At 40.7% G+C, this 19,342-nt stretch carries 17 protein-coding genes; 15 read left to right on the top strand and 2 right to left on the bottom strand.

The genetic code is table 11. From position 1 onward, the window contains the following. Positions 1-86 precede the first annotated feature (86 nt). The 12 genes from QL229_RS02485 (at position 87) to purF (ending at position 12,514) form a co-directional block, all read left to right on the top strand. Positions 87-2,879, top strand: coding sequence for a monovalent cation/H+ antiporter subunit A (locus QL229_RS02485; protein ID WP_138557815.1), 2,793 nt, complete (start codon positions 87-89; stop codon positions 2,877-2,879). Continuing rightward, the gene (locus tag QL229_RS02480; protein ID WP_135923962.1) at positions 2,879-3,223 is read left to right on the top strand and encodes a Na+/H+ antiporter subunit C; all 345 of its coding nucleotides are present in this window, start codon (positions 2,879-2,881) and stop codon (positions 3,221-3,223) included. The genes QL229_RS02485 and QL229_RS02480 overlap by 1 nt, the downstream gene beginning before the upstream one ends. Further along, entirely contained in the window at positions 3,220-4,737 is a 1,518-nt protein-coding gene (locus tag QL229_RS02475; RefSeq protein ID WP_138557816.1) for a monovalent cation/H+ antiporter subunit D, read from the top strand. The genes QL229_RS02480 and QL229_RS02475 overlap by 4 nt, the downstream gene beginning before the upstream one ends. Beyond that, positions 4,737-5,273, top strand: coding sequence for a Na+/H+ antiporter subunit E (locus tag QL229_RS02470; protein WP_138557817.1), 537 nt, complete (start codon positions 4,737-4,739; stop codon positions 5,271-5,273). The genes QL229_RS02475 and QL229_RS02470 overlap by 1 nt, the downstream gene beginning before the upstream one ends. Beyond that, on the top strand, positions 5,267-5,536 hold the full coding sequence (locus QL229_RS02465; RefSeq protein ID WP_135923965.1) for a K+/H+ antiporter subunit F: 270 nt from the start codon (positions 5,267-5,269) through the stop codon (positions 5,534-5,536). The genes QL229_RS02470 and QL229_RS02465 overlap by 7 nt, the downstream gene beginning before the upstream one ends. Positions 5,537-5,544: 8 nt before the next feature. Next, complete coding sequence (locus QL229_RS02460; protein ID WP_135923966.1) at positions 5,545-5,877, top strand: Na+/H+ antiporter subunit G; 333 nt, start codon at positions 5,545-5,547, stop codon at positions 5,875-5,877. A gap of 102 nt (positions 5,878-5,979) precedes the next feature. Further along, a complete protein-coding gene (gene truA, locus QL229_RS02455; RefSeq protein ID WP_135923967.1) occupies positions 5,980-6,774 on the top strand; it encodes a tRNA pseudouridine(38-40) synthase TruA in 795 nt (264 codons plus the stop codon). A gap of 158 nt (positions 6,775-6,932) precedes the next feature. Next, positions 6,933-7,808, top strand: a complete 876-nt coding sequence (accD, locus tag QL229_RS02450) for an acetyl-CoA carboxylase, carboxyltransferase subunit beta (RefSeq protein ID WP_135923968.1) — start codon at positions 6,933-6,935, stop codon at positions 7,806-7,808. Between the two features lie 25 nt (positions 7,809-7,833). After that, positions 7,834-9,099, top strand: coding sequence for a bifunctional tetrahydrofolate synthase/dihydrofolate synthase (gene folC, locus QL229_RS02445; RefSeq protein WP_138557818.1), 1,266 nt, complete (start codon positions 7,834-7,836; stop codon positions 9,097-9,099). An 11-nt stretch (positions 9,100-9,110) separates the two neighbouring features. Continuing rightward, positions 9,111-9,764 carry an SPOR domain-containing protein gene (locus tag QL229_RS02440; protein WP_138557819.1) on the top strand — a complete coding sequence of 218 codons (654 nt, stop codon included), beginning with the start codon at positions 9,111-9,113 and terminating at the stop codon, positions 9,762-9,764. A 710-nt stretch (positions 9,765-10,474) separates the two neighbouring features. Beyond that, positions 10,475-10,969, top strand: a complete 495-nt coding sequence (locus QL229_RS02435) for a CvpA family protein (protein WP_135923971.1) — start codon at positions 10,475-10,477, stop codon at positions 10,967-10,969. Between the two features lie 18 nt (positions 10,970-10,987). Next, a complete protein-coding gene (gene purF, locus QL229_RS02430) occupies positions 10,988-12,514 on the top strand; it encodes an amidophosphoribosyltransferase (protein WP_135923972.1) in 1,527 nt (508 codons plus the stop codon). 77 nt (positions 12,515-12,591) lie between these two features. On the opposite strand, the gene QL229_RS02425 is transcribed toward purF, so the two are convergent. Next, positions 12,592-13,191 carry a Yip1 family protein gene (locus tag QL229_RS02425; RefSeq protein ID WP_135923973.1) on the bottom strand — a complete coding sequence of 200 codons (600 nt, stop codon included), beginning with the start codon at positions 13,189-13,191 and terminating at the stop codon, positions 12,592-12,594. Between the two features lie 230 nt (positions 13,192-13,421). Here QL229_RS02425 and miaE point away from each other — a divergent pair, with 230 nt between their 5' ends. From miaE to QL229_RS02410, 3 genes are all read left to right on the top strand, one after another. Then, positions 13,422-14,180, top strand: coding sequence for a tRNA isopentenyl-2-thiomethyl-A-37 hydroxylase MiaE (gene miaE, locus QL229_RS02420; RefSeq protein WP_135926255.1), 759 nt, complete (start codon positions 13,422-13,424; stop codon positions 14,178-14,180). Positions 14,181-14,404: 224 nt separating this feature from the next. After that, positions 14,405-16,627: an EAL domain-containing protein gene (locus tag QL229_RS02415; RefSeq protein WP_138558168.1), complete on the top strand. Its 2,223-nt coding sequence runs from the start codon at positions 14,405-14,407 to the stop codon at positions 16,625-16,627. Between the two features lie 5 nt (positions 16,628-16,632). Further along, the gene (locus QL229_RS02410; RefSeq protein WP_138558167.1) at positions 16,633-18,534 is read left to right on the top strand and encodes an ATP-binding protein; all 1,902 of its coding nucleotides are present in this window, start codon (positions 16,633-16,635) and stop codon (positions 18,532-18,534) included. On the opposite strand, the gene QL229_RS02405 is transcribed toward QL229_RS02410, so the two are convergent. Further along, positions 18,527-19,324: a transporter substrate-binding domain-containing protein gene (locus QL229_RS02405; RefSeq protein WP_138558166.1), complete on the bottom strand. Its 798-nt coding sequence runs from the start codon at positions 19,322-19,324 to the stop codon at positions 18,527-18,529. The genes QL229_RS02410 and QL229_RS02405 overlap by 8 nt on opposite strands. Positions 19,325-19,342 lie beyond the last annotated feature (18 nt).

Below are 19,342 nucleotides of genomic sequence, written 5' to 3'. Positions count from 1 at the left end.
CTTTTAACCATCCAAATGAACAGTACGCAACTAATTATAACTAGCAGCAGTATTGATATTCTTATGACACTAAAAGGCTCTTAATTATGACTTTGCTCTGGATACCCCTGTTATCCTTAATCGGCAGTGTTATTTCATCCTGCACCTCAAAACTAACGCGTAATCAAAGTACCGCTTTGACTATGCTAGCGCCTTTGCTTGCCCTTGGAATAGTATTCTCGTACACACCTGCGGTATTTTCTGGTGAAATGATTCGCTACAGCGCAGAGTGGATCCCGTTATTAAACATGCAAGTGTCTTTTAGACTTGATGGTTTAACCTTACTCTTTTTATACATGATCTTAGGTATTGGTACCTTAGTGATTTTCTATGCGCGTTATTATTTAAGTAATAACGACTCCCTGCCTAAGCTTTATTGCTACTTAATGCTATTTATGACCGCGATGGTCGGAATAGTAATGTCGAATAATGTTATCCAGCTTTGGCTATTCTGGGAGCTTACCAGTATTAGTTCCTTTTTGCTTATTAGCTATTGGTGGCATAAATCTGAAGCCCGTAAGGGGGCACGCATGGCGCTTGCTATTACAGGGGCGGGCGGTCTTGCGCTATTGGCAGGCTTATTATTGATTGGTGACATCGTTGGTAGTTATGATCTGGATGTTATCTTAGCGAGTAAAGCACTAATTCAATCTCATGCGCTCTACGAAGTAGCGTTAGTATTGGTGCTTTTGGGGGCGTTTACTAAATCGGCGCAATTCCCGTTTCATTTTTGGTTGCCGCATGCAATGGCTGCACCTACACCTGTCAGTGCCTATCTACATTCAGCTACCATGGTTAAAGCTGGTATCTTTTTGCTTGCCCGTTTCTACCCAGCATTAGCAGGCACTGATACGTGGTTTATCTTGGTTGCTATGACTGGTCTTGCTACTTTATTGGTTGGCGCTTATATCGCATTATTCAAGCATGACTTAAAAGGTCTACTTGCTTATTCAACCATCAGTCATTTGGGTCTTATCACGTTATTACTTGGTTTAGATACTGAACTTGCCACGGTTGCAGCGATTTTCCATATTATTAACCATGCAACGTTTAAAGCCTCATTGTTTATGGCGACCGGTATTATTGATCATGAAACGGGTACTCGTGACATGCGCAAACTAAACGGTATGTGGCGCTTTATGCCTTATACTGCCACGCTTGCAATGGTTGCTGCGGCTGCGATGGCTGGTGTGCCATTGTTAAATGGTTTCTTATCCAAAGAAATGTTCTTTGCTGAAACCTTGCATCAGCAAGTACTAGGTTCGATGTCGTGGCTCATTCCGGTTTTAGCAACTATAGCTGGTGCTTTATCGGTCGCTTATTCTGCACGTTTTATTCATGACGTGTTCTTTAATGGTGACCCGATTGATTTACCTAAACAGCCACACGAACCGCCACGTTACATGCGTGTGCCAATCGAAATTTTAGTGGTGTTATGTTTATTAGTGGGTATGTTCCCTCACTTTGCTGTGAGCGATATTTTAGCGTCTGCTTCGTACGCGGTACTTGGTGATGCAGCTCCAGATTATAAGCTCTCGGTATGGCATGGATTCAACTTACCTTTATTAATGAGCTTTATTGCTACTTGCTGCGGTGTGCTTATTTATGTGCAACGTAAGCACCTGTTCCATTTCCAAGCTTCATTACCGACATTAAATGCTAAAAAAGGCTTTGAACGAGGCCTGTATTCTGTGATCAAATGGTCACAAGCTAAAGTTAACCGTATTGAAAATGGTTCATTGCAACGATACGCTTTTGTAATGATTGCGGTTGTTTTGATGTGTGCTGGTTGGCCATTGTTTGAGATGCAACAACTCGCGGGCACAAGTGAATTAACACCTATTGATTTTCATAACGCCATTGGCGCGGGTCTGTTAATTATCGGTGCGCTTGTCACTGTTATTTGGCATCGTTCGCGAATGATATCTTTGATTATGATTTCAATTGTAGGTCTGATGGTATCTGTAGCTTTCACTCGATTCTCTGCGCCAGACTTAGCACTGACTCAGTTAACAGTTGAAGTTGTCACTGTGATGCTACTGATGCTCGCATTATTCTTTTTACCGCAGCGAACCCCTAAAGAATCCAGTTCATTGCGTGTCTTGCGTGACTTAGGGATTTCCTCTGCTGTTGGGGTTGTTGTGGCCAGTATCTGCTACGCGCTGTTGACCAGACCGCTTGAATCAATTTCTGATTTCTTTATTGCCAATGCTAAAACTGGCGGTGGCGGTACTAACGTTGTAAACGTGATTTTAGTTGATTTCAGGGGCTTTGATACCCTTGGTGAAATAACCGTACTGGGTATTGCCGCATTAGGTATTTATAAATTACTTATTAATCTGCCATTGTTTATGCCGGCAAGTGATAGCGAAGGGCGCCCATGGGCTAGAGAGCGTTATCCAATCTTACTGTCGAGTATTTCGCAAAGTCTATTACCACTGGCATTATTGGTGTCTGCTTATATTTTCTTACGAGGTCACAATTTACCGGGTGGTGGTTTTATTGCAGGTCTAGTAACAGCGATTGCGTTTATTTTGCAATATATGGCAAATGGTTCACACTGGATTGCAGACAGATTTGATGTGAATTATCGCAAAATTATTGCATCAGGTATTGCCATTGCGTTGTTCACAGGTGTGGGGAGTTGGTTCTTTGACCGTCCGTTCTTAACAACGTGGTTTGATTATTTTGATATTCCGTTAGTCGGCAAAACAGAACTTGCCAGTGCTATCGTATTTGATTTAGGTGTGTATTTAACTGTTGTAGGTGCAACGCTGATGATTTTGGCAAGTTTAGGTAAATTGACTGCCGATACACCCAAGCGAGAGGTAAATATTTAATGGAAGTATTGTACGCATCATGCGTGGGCGTGCTGGTTGCATGCGGGATTTTCTTAATATTAAGAGCACGTACCTTTCCGGTTGTGCTTGGTTTAACCATGTTATCGTACGCGGTTAACCTATTTTTATTCTCGTCAGGTCGCTTAACGATTAATAAAGCTGCAGTACTAGGCAGTGCTAGTGAGTATGCGGATCCATTACCGCAAGCACTTGTGCTTACCGCTATAGTTATCGGTTTTGCGATGACCGCCTTTGTGGTTATTTTAGCTATTCGTGGTCGTGCTGATTTGGGTAATGATCATGTTGACGGTCATTTATTAAAATCATCTAAGGAGCAAAAATGATTCAGCATTTAGCTTCTTTACCCATTTTAATCCCTATGTTGGCGGGCGTTATTTTATTAATGCCACCGTGCGGTAAAAACTTACATATTCGTCGTGTAGCTTCCGTTATTTTATCGATAGTTACGTTGCTAATAAGTGCTTATTTGCTATTTCATGTTAATACTACTGCATCACTGGTTTATGCTATCGGTGATTGGTCAGCACCTTTTGGTATTGTGCTTGTGGCTGATAGGCTCTCTGCATTACTGGTGCTACTAACGAGCCTATTGGGCGCAGTGATTGTGCTTTATAGCTGTGCAGGTGATGACAAAAAAGGCAGCTTTTTTCACCCGCTAGTCCATTTTTTAATTCTGGGTGTGAATGGTGCTTTTCTAACTGGTGATGTGTTTAACCTATTTGTATTTTTTGAGGTGTTACTGATTGCCTCTTATTCGCTATTGATGCATGCCGGTGACAAACACAAAACACGAGCAGCACTGCAGTACGTGATATTAAACCTAATTGGTTCAAGTGTATTCTTAATCGCGTTAGGTATTCTATATGGTGTCCTAGGAACATTAAATATCGCTGATTTAGCACAAAAAGTCCCTTTACTAAAAGGTGATGATGTATACCTTGCGAAAATAGGTGGCTTGTTACTGATTGTCGTGTTTGCACTAAAGGGCGCGCTCTTACCTTTACATTTATGGCTACCAAATACTTACGCAAGTGCAATGCCATTGGTGGCTGCATTATTTGCGATTATGACTAAGGTAGGTGTCTATGCCATGCTGCGTGTATACACCGTTATATTTGGTGAGAATGCAGGTGAGCTTGCTCATATGGCACAGCCTTGGTTGTGGGGCTTAGCACTGGCGACAATTGTGATGGGCGCTATTGGTGTTTTAGCTAGCCAAGATTTCCGTAAGTTGATTGCCAACTTGGTGGTGGTGTCGGTTGGTACTCTCGTTGCGTTGGTGGCCATTCAAAATGTCTCTGCCACAGCTGCGTTACTCTACTATTTAGTTCATTCAACTGTAATTTGTGCTGTCCTGTTTTTATTGGCTGATTTAATTGCGCAGCAGCGCGGTAAGGTCGCTGACCGATTAGTGGCGGGGCGTGCAGTTGCTCAGCCATTCTTGTTAGGTATTTGTTTTGTTATTGCGGCACTTGCCGTGGTGGGTATGCCACCATTGTCAGGTTTTGTCGGTAAAATTTGGATTTTAAAGAGTACTCTAGATAGCGAAAAAGCCATGTTGTTTTGGCCTATTTATATTTTATCTAGTTTGGCACTGTTGGTTGCGATATCGCGTGCTGGTACAAGCCTTTTTTGGGATCACAAATATAAAGATAGTGAAGCAATTGAGGGCGTAAAAGCACACCCTTTACAAGTGACTGCGGTCATTGTGCTGTTAGCATGCTCGCCGTTAATGGTTATTTTTGCAGGGCCAATATCTGAATATATGCTAGCAACCTCTGAGCAATTGTTTGATATAAACCAAGGCATTCAGAATGTATTACAAGGAGGCCAATAATGCGTTTAGAAGCTCGTTTTAGTTGGCTACCGACTCCATTTCGTAGTGTATTACTTTTTGTTGTTTGGTTATTACTCAATAATAGCGTGTCGCCAGGGCATCTGCTGTTAGCTGCTTTTTTTGCTATAACAATTCCGTGGATCACTTTTCCATTTCGCGATCCACAGCCCCTTATTGTTAGACCAGGATTGGCGTTTAAGTACTTACTTTTAGTGCTGTACGATATTGTCACTGCCAATTTACAAGTTGCGCTTTTAATACTCGGGCCGACTAAAAAGTTGCGTCCGGGATTTATAAAAGTACCACTTGATTTAAGTCATGAAATGCCAATCACTATTTTGGCAAGCACTGTGTCACTAACCCCAGGCACAGTTAGTGCAGAGGTTTATCCTATTCCTGAGTCACTCGAAGAGGGCGAAGAAATTGAGCAGCGCTATTTACTGATCCATGTGCTCGATTTAGCAGATGAACAGGCGTTAATTAATACTATTAAGCAGCGCTATGAAGCACCGCTTAAGGAGATTTTTAGATGCTAGATACCGTATTTTTAATTGTCTATGCGATGATCGCCATCTCGTTATTACTAAATTTATGGCGCTTAATAGTGGGTCCATCGGTACCTGACCGTATATTAGCGCTAGATACGATGTTTATTAACACCATTGCGCTGATAATTCTTTATGGCATGAGTATGGATACCGGGCTTTATTTTGAGGCCGCTTTATTAATTGCCATGCTTGGTTTTGTTAGTACCGTTGCAGTATGTAAATATTTGCTGCGCGGCGATATTATTGAATAAGGTAACAAATAATGAGTGAATGGATTGTATCAATCTTACTGTTAATTGGTGGTTGCTTTATTTTGATTGGTTCGATTGGCTTAGTGAAAATGCCAGACTTTTTTATGCGTTTACATGGGCCAACTAAAGCCACTACTTTAGGAATGGCATCATTACTTATCGCTGCAATGGTGTATTTTAGCTATCACCATGATGGAGTGAGCGTTAAAGAGATCCTAATTTCAATTTTCTTACTGATCACCGCACCTATCAGTGGTTACATGTTGATTAAGTCAGCTATTCATCACAAACTTCGCGCTAAAGAAGGTACCAAGGGCTTAGACAACGTTGAGGACGATTAAAAACTAATCGTGCTAACAGGGTGAAGTACAAGGGTGCTTTTATTGCGCGAGCAGATCGCATAAAATGCCCTGTCATTTAGCACAGTAGGTAAATAGATCATTATGCGAGTAGCACTTGGAGTAGAGTACAACGGCGCCCGTTACAGTGGTTGGCAACGTCAATCACATGTCAATAGCGTACAGCAAGAAGTAGAAACGGCGTTGTCGCGGATTTGTAATCACCCAGTCGAAATCGTATGTGCTGGCCGCACTGATGCTGGTGTTCACGGCACAGGGCAAGTGGTTCACTTTGACACTCATGCAGAACGTGAAATGGTTGCATTCACAATGGGCATGAATACCCTGTTACCGAAAGATATTTCTATTCGGTTTGCCGAGCCTGTCAGTGAAGATTTTCATGCTCGTTTTAGCGCCACAGCTCGTCGCTATCGTTACGTTATTTATAATTACACCTATCGCGGTGCAATCATGAGCGAAGGGGTGACGCATTTTCATCACCCACTCGATGAAACTAAAATGCAAGAAGCCTGTCAGTATTTAATTGGTGAGCATGACTTTACCTCTTTTAGGGCACTGCATTGCCAAGCGAATACAGCAAATCGTACGATTCACCATTTGTCGGTAAAACGCCAAGGTGACTATGTGATAATTGATATTAAAGCGAATGCATTTTTACATCATATGGTACGAAATATTACTGGCTGTTTGATGGATATTGGTCTGCATAAACATGAACCAGTCTGGTTAAAAGAATTACTTGATTTAAAAGAACGCGCTAAGGCAAGTGCCACAGCAAAGGCTGCTGGTCTTTACTTAGTGGATGTGGATTACCCTGAACACTTTGGTATTCCTAAAACACCATTAGGACCTCTGTTTTTACCTGATTCAGATAGTTAACTGAAAGTGCTGCACTACTAAGACCAGTTTTTTATATCGTCTACGGGTAATTCATGTTTTAATTGAAAAAATCTGTCTGTTTAATTACTAGAAGTAGTGCATCGAGCATACTTGATTAAACAGACTGCGACACAGAACAGCATTTAAGAGAGTTGCAAATGAGTTGGTTAGAAAAAATCTTACCTAAAACGACTAAATCATCAGGTCGTAAAGAAATCCCTGAAGGGGTTTGGGCTAAGTGTACAGACTGTGATTCAATTTTATACAAAGCAGAATTAGAAAAAGCACTCAACGTATGTCCTAAGTGTGATCATCACATGCGCTTAAGTGGCCGTAAACGTTTAGAAAACTTTTTAGATGATGCTGATCGTCACGAAATTGGTGCTGAACACGAACCAAAAGACGTATTAAAGTTTAAAGATTCTAAAAAATACTCTGACCGCATCACCCAAGCACAAAAAGCAAGTGGTGAAAAAGACGCACTTGTTGCAATGAAAGGCCGTTTAAAAGGCATTCCTGTTGCTGCTGTTGCATTTGAATTCTCATTTATGGGTGGTTCAATGGCGTCAGTAGTAGGTGCACGTTTTGTTGAAGCTGTTGACCAATGCTTAGAGCATGATATGCCACTTATTTGTTTTTCTGCATCGGGTGGTGCACGTATGCAAGAAGCCCTTATGTCATTAATGCAAATGGCTAAAACAAGTGCTGCGCTTGCAAAGATGAGCGAAAAAGGTTTACCGTTTATTTCAGTATTAACTGATCCAACAATGGGTGGTGTATCTGCATCGCTGGCAATGCTTGGTGATGTGAACGTTGCAGAGCCTAAAGCATTAATTGGTTTTGCGGGTCCTCGCGTAATCGAGCAAACAGTACGTGAAACGCTACCAGAAGGTTTCCAACGCAGTGAATTCTTGCTAGAGCATGGTGCAATCGACATGATTGTTGACCGCCGTGAAATGCGTGACACCCTTGCACGTATCTTAGCGAAATTTATGAACTTGCCTTCTACTGAACAAGAGCATAGAGTAGCGTAAATTTCAGCTTAACTGATTAAACGCTATGACAGAAATCCTTCCTAGCCAATCATCAAGCCTTGATGATTGGCTTTGTTATTTAGAAAGTGTACATCCAGCCAATATCGAAATGGGTCTTGAGCGCGTAGACCGTGTGGCAAACCAAGTCGGCTTACTCGATACATCAAGCAAAATAATCCTTATTGCAGGTACGAATGGTAAAGGAACGACAGCTCGTTGCTTAGAAAGCTTACTGCTTGCACAAGGTTTTAGTGTCGGGACTTATGCTTCTCCGCATCTTATTCGTTACAACGAACGCGTGCGTATTAATGGCCAAGAGCTTGATGATCAATACCATGTTGATGCTTTCGATATGCTCGAAAAAGGCCGAGGTGACACACCACTGACTTATTTTGAATACGGAACACTGGGCGCTTTAGCTATTTTTAAACGCCATGCGGTTGATTATGTACTCTTAGAAGTGGGTCTAGGTGGTCGTTATGATGCTACTAATATAGTCAATCCATATGCTTGTGTGATCACCACCATAGATTTAGACCATAAAGAATACCTAGGTGATACTCGTGAACTTGTTGGGTATGATAAAGCCGGTATTTTCCGTACCAATACGCCCGCAATCGTTGGCGATTTAGCTATTCCACACACAGTAACTGATTACGGTAATGAAATTAACGCCGATATGGTGTTATCAGGTCGCGACTTTAAATTTACAGAAGACAGTGAAGGCTTTAATTGGCAATACAAAGCCAATGACTGGCGTTTAGCTAAACCTGCGATCCCTTGTCAAAATGCTGCCACAGCATTGACTCTACTTAGTAAGCTTGATTTATTACCAAATGAACAACAAGTAAGAGACTGTTTAGCAAACTTAACGGTTGAAGGTCGCTTTCAGCAGCTAAGTGAGCAACCACTTATTTTTACTGATGTAGCTCATAACCCAGAGTCGGCTCGTTATTTAGCACGTAAATTAAGCGTGTATAAAGATCAAGGGTTTAAAATTCATGCATTAGTCGCTATGCTTGCAGATAAAGATAAAGTGGCTGCTATGTCGGCTGTGGCCGATGTAGTTGATGAATGGTCGTTGGCGAGTTTAGACTGTTTTCGCGGAGATACCGTCGAAAACCTTGCCAGCGCATTAGCAGAAACGCCATCAACAGCGCCTAGCACCCATTATAAGAGTGTTGAAGCTGCATTAGATGCAATGTTACCAAAGCTAGATAAAAGCACCTTATTGATTGTGTTTGGGTCATTTATAACTGTGGCTGCTGCTATCAATTACTTTAAAGAATAGAGAGGAAATCGGTGAACGCAGGGTTTATTAATCGCTTAGTAGGAACCACCATTGTGGTTGTAGCGGCTATTGTCTTCATTCCAAATATTTTGGACGGAGAGAAAGTTCATCATGCAGAAAACTTTAAAGCGATCCCTGACCGCCCTGAGTTCACCACGATTGACTTACAACAAGCTATAGACAATAAAGTGGCATCAGCTGAGCAACCCGCCGAAGTTGCTGTTGAAGATGTTAAAGCTAATGATGCCGAGTTAACGGCAACAGAACAGCAATCATTTAGCGATGCCCCGAAAATGATTGAAGCATCAATAGATGAGCCTGTGATTAATCAAGCTGAGCCAAAAGTTGCAGTGCAAGAGCCTGCAAAGCCGGTCGCTAATACTCCTGAGCCAACCCGTAAGCCAGAAGAAAACCTCACCAAAATGGCGTATGTTATTCAATTGGGGAGTTTTTCTCATGCACCTAATGTGAAATCGCTTCAAGAAAAACTAAAAGCGAATGGTTTCAAAACTTTCACGCGCCCGATAAAAACCCCGAACGGCACACTGACAAAAGTCTTTGTAGGTCCTTCACTTAACAAGAAAGAGTTAGAGAGTAAGCTTCCTGAGTTAAAGCAGTTAACCAAGTTAAATGGTAAAGTTACTCAGTTTGAAATTACAAAGTGATTTAACTTTGAAGCGCCCGAAGGGCATGGCTAAAACGTATTTATTCTGCGTTATTGATTTTGCTAATGGGTACACCATTACCTACAATCAATGCCTTGCCTAAATACGTTTTATCTCATGCTGAATTCTTGCATCTACAGGTGGTTCTTATACCCAAACCACCTGTAGATCCATGATTCAGCGCTATCACAGGGCTTTCAATACACGGCGTGGCAATACAGGAATGTAGGTACCTTTCAAGTTGCCACAACACAGTAGTGGAAGCTCTGTGAAGCGCCCGAAGGGCATGGCTAAAACGTATTTATTCTGCGTTATTGATTTTGCTAATGGGTACACCATTACCTACAATCAATGCCTTGCCTAAATACGTTTTATCTCATGCTGAATTCTTGCATCTACAGGTGGTTCTTATACCCAAACCACCTGTAGATCCATGATTCAGCGCTATCACAGGGCTTTCAATACACGGCGTGGCAATACAGGAATGTAGGTACCTTTCAAGTTGCCACAACACAGTAGTGGAAGCTCTGTGAAGCGCCCGAAGGGCATGGCTAAAACGTATTTATTCTGCGTTATTGATTTTGCTAATGGGTACACCATTACCTACAATCAATGCCTTGCCTAAATACGTTTTATCTCATGCTGAATTCTTGCATCTACAGGTGGTTTGGGTATAGAATGCGCCCCAAATTAACGACTAGTTGGTTCTTATGATCTGGGTTGATTACGCCATACTTGGCATTATTGCACTATCCACTATCATCGGTTTAATACGTGGCTTTATAAAAGAAGCAATGTCTTTAGCGGTGTGGGCTGGCGCATTTATCATCTCTAGTTTGTTTTACCAATATTTAGCATCCTTCCTAACAAGTATTTCAGAACCCCTTTTAAGAAATGCAGCCGCAATTGCCATATTATTTTTTGCGACACTCCTGTTGGGTGGTTTACTAAACTATATTTTAGGTGAACTTGTACAGCGTACTGGTTTATCTGGCACAGACCGTGTTTTTGGCATTGTGTTTGGTGCTCTTCGTGGCGTGTTGGTCGTGAGCGCGTTACTTTTCTTTCTTGATGCTTTTACCGGTGCACCAAATACGCATTGGTGGGGCAACTCTATTTTGATTCCAGAATTTGGCTTTGTTGTTGAGTGGTTCTTTTCGTACCTCGAAAACAACTCAAGCTTTTTAAATTCGGTAAACCGTTAATCGGCGAGGATAAATTTAATGTGTGGTATCGTTGGCATAGTCGGCACTTCTCCTGTTAATCAGGCGTTATATGACGGCTTAACTGTTTTGCAACACCGTGGTCAAGATGCAGCGGGCATCATTACCATTGAAAACAACACGTTTAGCTTACGCAAAGCCAATGGCCTAGTGAAAGATGTGTTTCATACCCGTCATATGAAACGTCTGCAAGGCACTATTGGTATTGGCCATGTACGCTATCCGACAGCTGGTTCATCTAGCTCGTCTGAGGCGCAACCTTTCTATGTTAACTCGCCATTTGGTATTGCGCTTGCGCACAATGGTAACTTAACAAATGCAGAAGCATTAAAGCAGCAATTATTTTCAGAAGCTCGCCGTCATGTTAATACAACATCAGACTCTGAAATCTTACTTAATATCGTGGCGCATGAGTTAAGTAAGTCAAATAAGCTTAAGTTAGATGCAGAAGATATTTTCACCGCGGTAACCGAAGTTAATAACAAAGTGACAGGTGGTTATGCAACAATTGCAATGATCATTGGCCACGGTATTGTTGCTTTTCGTGACCCTAACGGTATTCGTCCATTAGTTTTTGGTAAGCGTGAAACTGCAAATGGCACTGAATATATGTTTGCATCTGAAAGCGTTGCATTAAAAACTGATGGTTTTGAGTTTGTGCGTGATGTTGCGCCAGGTGAAGCAATTTACGTTACTGAAGACGGTCAGTTTTTCTCGCAAGCGTGTGCAGAAAAAGCTACTTACTCACCATGTATCTTCGAGTTTGTTTACTTTGCGCGCCCAGATTCAACAATTGACCGTATGTCTGTTTATGCAACGCGTGTAAACATGGGTACTAAGTTAGGTGAAAAAATCGCTCGCGAATGGGCCGACAAAGACATCGACGTTGTTATTCCAATTCCTGAAACATCATGTGATGTAGCACTTGAGATTGCCTCAGCTCTTAACTTGCCATACCGCCAAGGTTTTGTTAAAAACCGTTACATTGGCCGTACTTTCATCATGCCTGGTCAAGAGATGCGTAAGAAATCAGTTCGTCAAAAACTGAATGCTATTGACCGTGAGTTCAAAGGTAAAAACGTATTACTTGTTGATGACTCAATTGTTCGTGGTACAACGTCAGCACAAATCGTTGAGATGGCTCGTGAGTCAGGTGCAAAGAACGTTTACTTCGCTTCAGCTGCGCCTGAGATTCGTTTCCCGAACGTGTATGGTATCGACATGCCATCGGCTGCAGAGTTAATTGCTCATGGTCGTGAAGTTGAAGATATCAATGCTAGCATTGGTGCGGATGGTCTTATCTATCAATCGCTAGATGACTTGATTGCGGCGGTTAGCCAAGAGAACCCTGAAATCACTCGTTTCGAAACGTCTGTATTTGATGGCCAGTACATCACCGGCGATATTGATCAAGAGTACCTAAACCACATTGACCGTTTACGTAACGATTCAGCAAAATCAACGCGTGAAAATGCTATGTCTGCGGGTTTAGAACTTCATAATCAAGAAGAAAATAGCGCTGACTAGTCACTGTTTTCAAGATGATAAAAAAGGAGCTTTACAGCTCCTTTTTTGTTTTGGAAAGAAAGGAAATAATAATGAGATCAAGTAAACATGGGGTGAACAATACCGTTTGTCCAGAGTATAGCTGTTGCAGCTAAAATAATTACTAACAGAATAAGCCCGCAAGTAACGACCGAGCTTGCATAAATAAAACCTCTTTCCTCAGGAATGTGCATGAGAATAGGCACGCCTGTGTAAAGTAGGTAAACAGAATAGGCAAGTGCAACTAAGCCAACACACACTACAAACCAAAGCTCTGGCAAAAATGCTGCAAATGACGACATAAACACTGGCGTTGCTGTATAAGCGGCAAGTTCTAGGGTTTGTGTGAAAGTGGGTTTAGCACCAAATGTTACTGCCATCCAATGAGCTAGATAAGCAAGCGCAAATACGCCTACTATGAGTGCAAAATACATCGCTACTGCGATCATCAATGCACTATCATGGGTTAAAAATACAGCTTCACCAGAACCAATACTCCATCCTAAGTGAACCGACGAATAGTAGCCCATAATTGAAGGGATACATGCAATTAATAGGATATGAGATAGGCTATAGCGCAAACTCTCATGGCGATTATCAATCGTTTGCCATTCTTCGAGTGGATGGGCGTATAAGCCCCATAAGTGGTTTAAAATCATAATTGTTGCCCCTGTAAAAAAGGAATAGTAGCTGTTTTATTTTTGTACAGCTTTGATTAAGTTATGGTTCAGTAATTAAATCTTGTCAAGAAGCTGAAATAATCGAAACAGTCGATTGAATGTAACTCTTTAGTGCATATAGGAAATTACTTTGCACTGATATGGGTCATGGAATGCAGGCTTAATTATGTGGTAAAATCAAACCAAGATTTTTGATGAGAAGTTATTCAGTGCCTTATTCTGATTTGTTAGCGCCAATTCATGCTTTTTTAAAGTGCGAAACGCCTGATGAGTGGATTGCTGCGGCAACCAAAAAAGAAAACTTAGATATAGTTTTAATCGATCACCTTATTTGTGAGTTAAAAGCGGCGCAAAGCGCGATGTTCTTAATTCGCAAATATGCCGTTGATAAAGAAAGTAGCGACGCTTTACTTGAATGGTTGAAGCCTTTTGAGACACTTATTTACAAGCGTGAAGGTGATTGGCGAGAGCTTGCAGATAAAAACAAGCTGACTAAGTCGATGATCCCAAAATCAAACTCTCCATATGGGCAAGATCTCATTGATAAAATGGTCATGCTTATTAAAGAAGAGCTGCACCACTTCTATCAAGTGTTGGAGATCATGGATGAGTACGGCATTGAATATAAAAGTATTACTCCGTGTCGTTATGCTAAAGGCATGCTTCGCCATGTAAAAACTTACGAGCCAGATGCTTTAGTTGATAAGTTAATTATCGGTGCTTACATCGAAGCCCGCTCTTGTGAGCGTTTTGCTAAATTAGCCCCGCATGTTGATAAGCGTTTAGGTGATTTTTATATCTCACTCCTGCGCTCTGAAGCGCGCCATTATCAAGATTATCTAACCCTTGCGCAAGAAATCAGTGAGTTTGATATTACTGAGCGTGTTGAATTTTTTGGTCAACTTGAAGCTGAGCTTATTTCAACCCCAGATGAAGACTTTAAATTTCACAGCGGTGTGCCTGCATAATATATTAAATCAGAGCGCCTGTTTGGCGCTCTAGTTCATTTATCTTGCCAAGTTTAGTGGGTTTTACCCCTATCCAAATTAGCTAATTCTCATTACTTTTCTAATGCTTATTCATTTATTGTTTTAGTAAATAATTTGTACCTTTTAAAATCTTGCACTACCTTTGACCTAGGTTGCTATTAACATTCGTAAAATAGAATCATAAGTTGTTAAAAGGAGAAGTCATGCGTGATTCTAATGTGCCTTTCGAGTTTAAAGAAGATGCTTCTGAACAATCGTATGCCCAAAAAACATGGAAAGTTTTAACGGTTGAAGATGACTTAAACTACCAACAAGCATTACTAAACAGTTTTAATGCCATATCTCTAGATAACAATGAGTCTCTTGAGGTATTAACGGCAAATTCAGTGTCAGAGGCATCGTCTGTTTTATCGCGCCATAAAGATATCGCTATTGTATTTCTTGATGTGGTAATGGAAGAAGATGATTCAGGCCTAAGGCTTGTAAATACCATTCGCCACGTTTTAGGCAATAACGATATACGCATAGTGCTATTAACAGGACAACCAAGCTTTGCTCCTGAACCACAAGTAATGCAATCGCTTGATATTGACGAATACTGGAATAAGTCAGATATGACGGTAGATAAGCTTAAATCTATCGTTAGTAGCCATCTTCGTACGTATCAATACATTTCGCAAATCTCAAGTGCTAAACAAGGACTGCAGCTAGTGCTCGATGCAGCAAGAAGCATTAATAGTAAACACGATATACGTGCGTTTTCTCACGCGGTGCTAGATGAAATAGGTAAAATTTTGCACCTATCTAAGGGAGGCGGCGTATTATGCGTTGGCAATGAAATGCACTTTGATAAACACCCCAAAGTTATAACTAGTATCGGCTGCTATAGAGGGCTTGATGGTAAAGAGCTCAGCACAGATGTGCTCAGTGAAGAAGCACAGGAATCGTTTATTTCAGCCAGAGATAAAAAAGAGCATGTGTTTTCTGAGCATTACAGTGTTTTTTATTTTGATACCGCAGACGTTGATATTAGCTATTACATCACGATTGTTAAATCAGATGTTCCCATCGACGAGCATAATGTATTTTTACTAAAGGTATTTAGTGAAAATGTCAGTACAGGCTTTTCGAATATTGCACTGATGAACCGGCTTACTGAGCTTGCTTACACCGATATAACGCTAAACATGCCCAACAGGAACTGGCTCCAGCGCGAAATCGATAATATGAACAAATACGAACAAGCAGAAACTCAGTTAGTGGTGTTTGAGATACTTCAGTTTGACGAAAAATCTTTTCGGTTTGGCTATGAATTTTGTAAAAAAACACATCTAAAAATGCGCGAGAATATTTTGCAAGCCTTAGCGCCATATCACCCTCGTATCGCTGTTTTTAAAAGTGATTGTTTAGGTGTTTTAGTGTCAAGCCATGCATTTGAAGATGAAAGTATTATTGACTCTTTAAAACGTCAATCTTTTGAAATTGATGGGGTAAAACAGTTTTTAGATGTGCGTATTTTAGTTATGCAGCTAATCGCCTTTGAAGATCATAACGCAGAGCAAATATTCAATTTAGCAGAGTCTACTCTTAATGATGAAAACTCACAAAGAGCTGAGCTTCTCTATTATACGTTAGATAATACCAAAGCAATCACCCGGCGCTATGAGCTTATGCAAGAGTTGCGCACTGCAATTCGCAACAAAGAACTTCAAGTAGCCCTACAGCCTAAGATTAATTTAACCACAGATGAAGTGATTGGTTTTGAAGCATTGGCGCGATGGCAAAGAGATGATGGAACATTTGTCAGACCCGATGAGTTTATTGCACTTGCCGAAACTGCAGGGCTTATCAGTGAGTTAGACAAACTTATTTTCGATAAAATAATGCAGACGATTAAGCAATTTGCAGAGCAGGGCGTTAGTTTGCCAATCGCGTTTAATGCATCGACGTTTGATTTGTTAGCCGATGATTACTTTGTTGAGGTTGCAGCACGCATTGAGGAGTATGGCATTTCACCTTCGTTACTTGAGCTTGAAGTAACAGAGACTCAAGCGATTTTTAACTATGAAAAGATCAATACATGTTTATGTCGTTTTGCGGGCTTGGGTATAAAAATTAGTATTGATGATTTTGGTACTGGCTATTCGTCACTTGCCCATATTAGCGAAATTCCTGCGCAGATAATAAAAATAGATCGCTGCTTTGTAACCGATATTCAAGAGTCAAAATCTAACCAACACATTATCGAAATGATAATGTTGCTGGCAGAAAAATTCGGCTTTGAAGTAACAGCTGAGGGCATTGAAACAGAAGCTGAACACAACTGGCTTATTGAAGCTGGGTGTTACATAGGGCAGGGCTACTATTACGCAAAACCCATGTTTTATGATGATGCATTGCAGTGGCTAAAGGGCAGGTATAATTAACTATTATGGTAGAAGTAACAAGCCAATATAAGTCACTGAAAAAAAGTCTACTTTTTAAATTTATGGTGATGGTTGCTGTTAGCTTATTAATTAGCTTGATGGTTTATGTGATCCAGTATCAAATACAAAAAAGTAGTATCACGCTTTTGCAAGATAACACCTTACTTGCCGCTCATAACACCTTAAGCAGAGAGCTTGGCGATGTGCGAAAAGTGGTTAAGTTGCTGGTGGCCGATGACATATTAAAGCAAAGTGATGAAAACGAATTACTTGAGCAACAAATACAAACCCATTTTGTGAACTTTGGTTTAGCCGCAGAAAACATTTCTCAAATTCGTTGGTTAGATAGTGAAGGCCAAGAAAAGTACCGTGTTAACTTTAAGGCAGGACAAGCAGAGCTAGTACCAAAACAACAGCTACAAAATAAAAGTAGTCGTTATTATTTTACCGAGGGGATGGAGCACAGTAAGGGGGACGTTTATATCACGCCAATAGATTTAAATGTCGAGCGCGGCGCAGTTGTTACACCACATGAACCAACATTAAGAGCATCTTATCGAACCATAAGCGATAGCTTTATTCTAAACGGGTTAATTGTTGTCAATTTTGACCTGTCGAAAACTCTGCAGCAAATAAAGTCACTCAGTACCATGCAAGCACAAATACAATTAATTAATGGTGAAGGTTATTGGTTGTTACATCCACGCAAAGATAAAGAGTGGGGGTTTATGCTGGATCAGCCGATGCTGACACTCGGTAAAGAAGATAGCCAATTATGGCAAGTCATCACCCAGCTGCCAAAATCTCAGGATCTTATTGCATCGCATAGTCATGCAACTAGCTTTTTAAAAATGACCTTAGGTAATAATAGCGCAAATGGTACAAACGATATTATTGTACTGGTAAAGGCTGATGATTCGGTGCAAAACGAGATTGTTTTATGGTCTTTTTTTATTGCTTTTGCATGTGCTGTAAGCTTGATATCAATTTCTGGCTTATATCTGAAACGCAGTTATCGTGACCAACGTCAGATTATTAAAGCCAGAGCACACTTAGAGCACGAGCAGCAGGAGCTGTTAGCAGCCAATACTAAATTACAACGTTACATAAAACAGCAGCATCAATTACAGGGTGAGCTTATTGAAGCACAAAGGTTGTCATCACTCGGTTTAATGGTGGCAGGTGTGGCCCACGAAATGAATACACCATTGGGTGGTGCTGCTATTTCACTATCAAATGCGCAATTAATTAATCAACAACTCAAAGATAAAATTGACCAAGGGTTCACAAAACAGTTTTTAGAAACGAGTGTTGAACGTATTGCCGATAATTTGTCGCTCTCAAAAGTAAATTTAGATAAAGCGATCGCTCATGTGAAAAGCTTTAAAGAAATGGCCCATGATCGCTCGAATGATCAACTTGTTAGCTTTAATATCGAAAAAGTCATCCATGATCTTCTACTGGGTTTAAAATCTCGCTTTAAAGCCTCAAAAGTAACCATAGAAACTAAAATCGATGTCAAAAAAGACATTATTAGTCGCCCTGGGATTATCTCTCAGGTTATCGAGAGTTTAATCGTTAATGCAATTTCTCACGCCTTTGACGAGGTTGATAACAAACAAATTCAATTGCATGTACATTTAAATCAACAAGGTGACCTTTGTATTAGCGTTTCTGATAATGGTTGTGGGATTGATAACTCTTTGCGTAGTAACTTATTTGACCCCTTCGTGACTACATCTAGAAACCATGGTCATACAGGGTTAGGTTTGTATCTTGTGCATGAATGGGTTACGAGTGTTCTTAACGGAAAAATCCAGCTAGTTGCAAGCAAAGACCTACCTGAAGGAATAGCAACCAAGTTTAAGATAACCTTGCCAGGCTTGAAAAAGAACAAAATTAGTTAGCATAGGTTTTTTCATATAGTTGCGTAATGTGACTAATTTCTTTTTCATTCAGTTTATAATGCTTCAGTATCTCTAAAAGCTTGCCTGACGCCGTAATTGCTTTAAGACCTAAAGATAAACTTTGCTGAAAAAGCTCAGCCTGAGGGTGATTTTTATCAGTAATCACATGTAAGTGTTGAGTAGCAAGATAGGGGGTAACTATTTCTAACTCTGTTTGCTTTGCTTGCTGTAGGCGTTCGCTATTATCGAGCCAATACAAGGCAACTTCTTTTGTGCCTGCAACTAAATCAACACGACCATGCTTTAATAGCAACAAGCTCTCAATCAAGCTACCTGTGGTTGTCACGCTAAGGTTTGGGTGGTGCTCAAATTGCTCACTTACCACATAGTCTTCACCTTTACTGATTGTATATGGCTTTAATGAATACAAAGAGCCAGTGTAAGTTATTTTGCTATCAACACGCTTGAATAACACTGTATGTGCGGTTGCTAATGAAGGTGAATATGTAAAATCTCTCGCTCTTTGCTTTGTATAAAAAGCACCTAGCACTGCGACACGTTTATGGCGCTTGGCAAGCTTTAGCGCGCGAGCCCAATGTGTGTATTCAATAGTGGCTTGATGTTTTTGTGTTTTCAGTGCTGCGATGATGACTTCGTGCAGCCAGCCCGGCTTATTTGGCTCATCAATAAAATAAGGAGGAAACGGCTCTGTGACCAATTGCCAAGTTTGGCAATTGATTGAAAAGCTAATTAGTAAACAACAACATAAAAGGCTTAACCGACTCATCATAGATAATGCATTTTTTGA

The organism is Pseudoalteromonas sp. PAR1 (assembly GCF_947311895.1).
Taxonomy (GTDB): domain Bacteria; phylum Pseudomonadota; class Gammaproteobacteria; order Enterobacterales; family Alteromonadaceae; genus Pseudoalteromonas; species Pseudoalteromonas lipolytica_C.
Note: the sequence above shows the minus strand (reverse complement) of the source record. Positions and strands in the feature narration are given on the sequence as shown.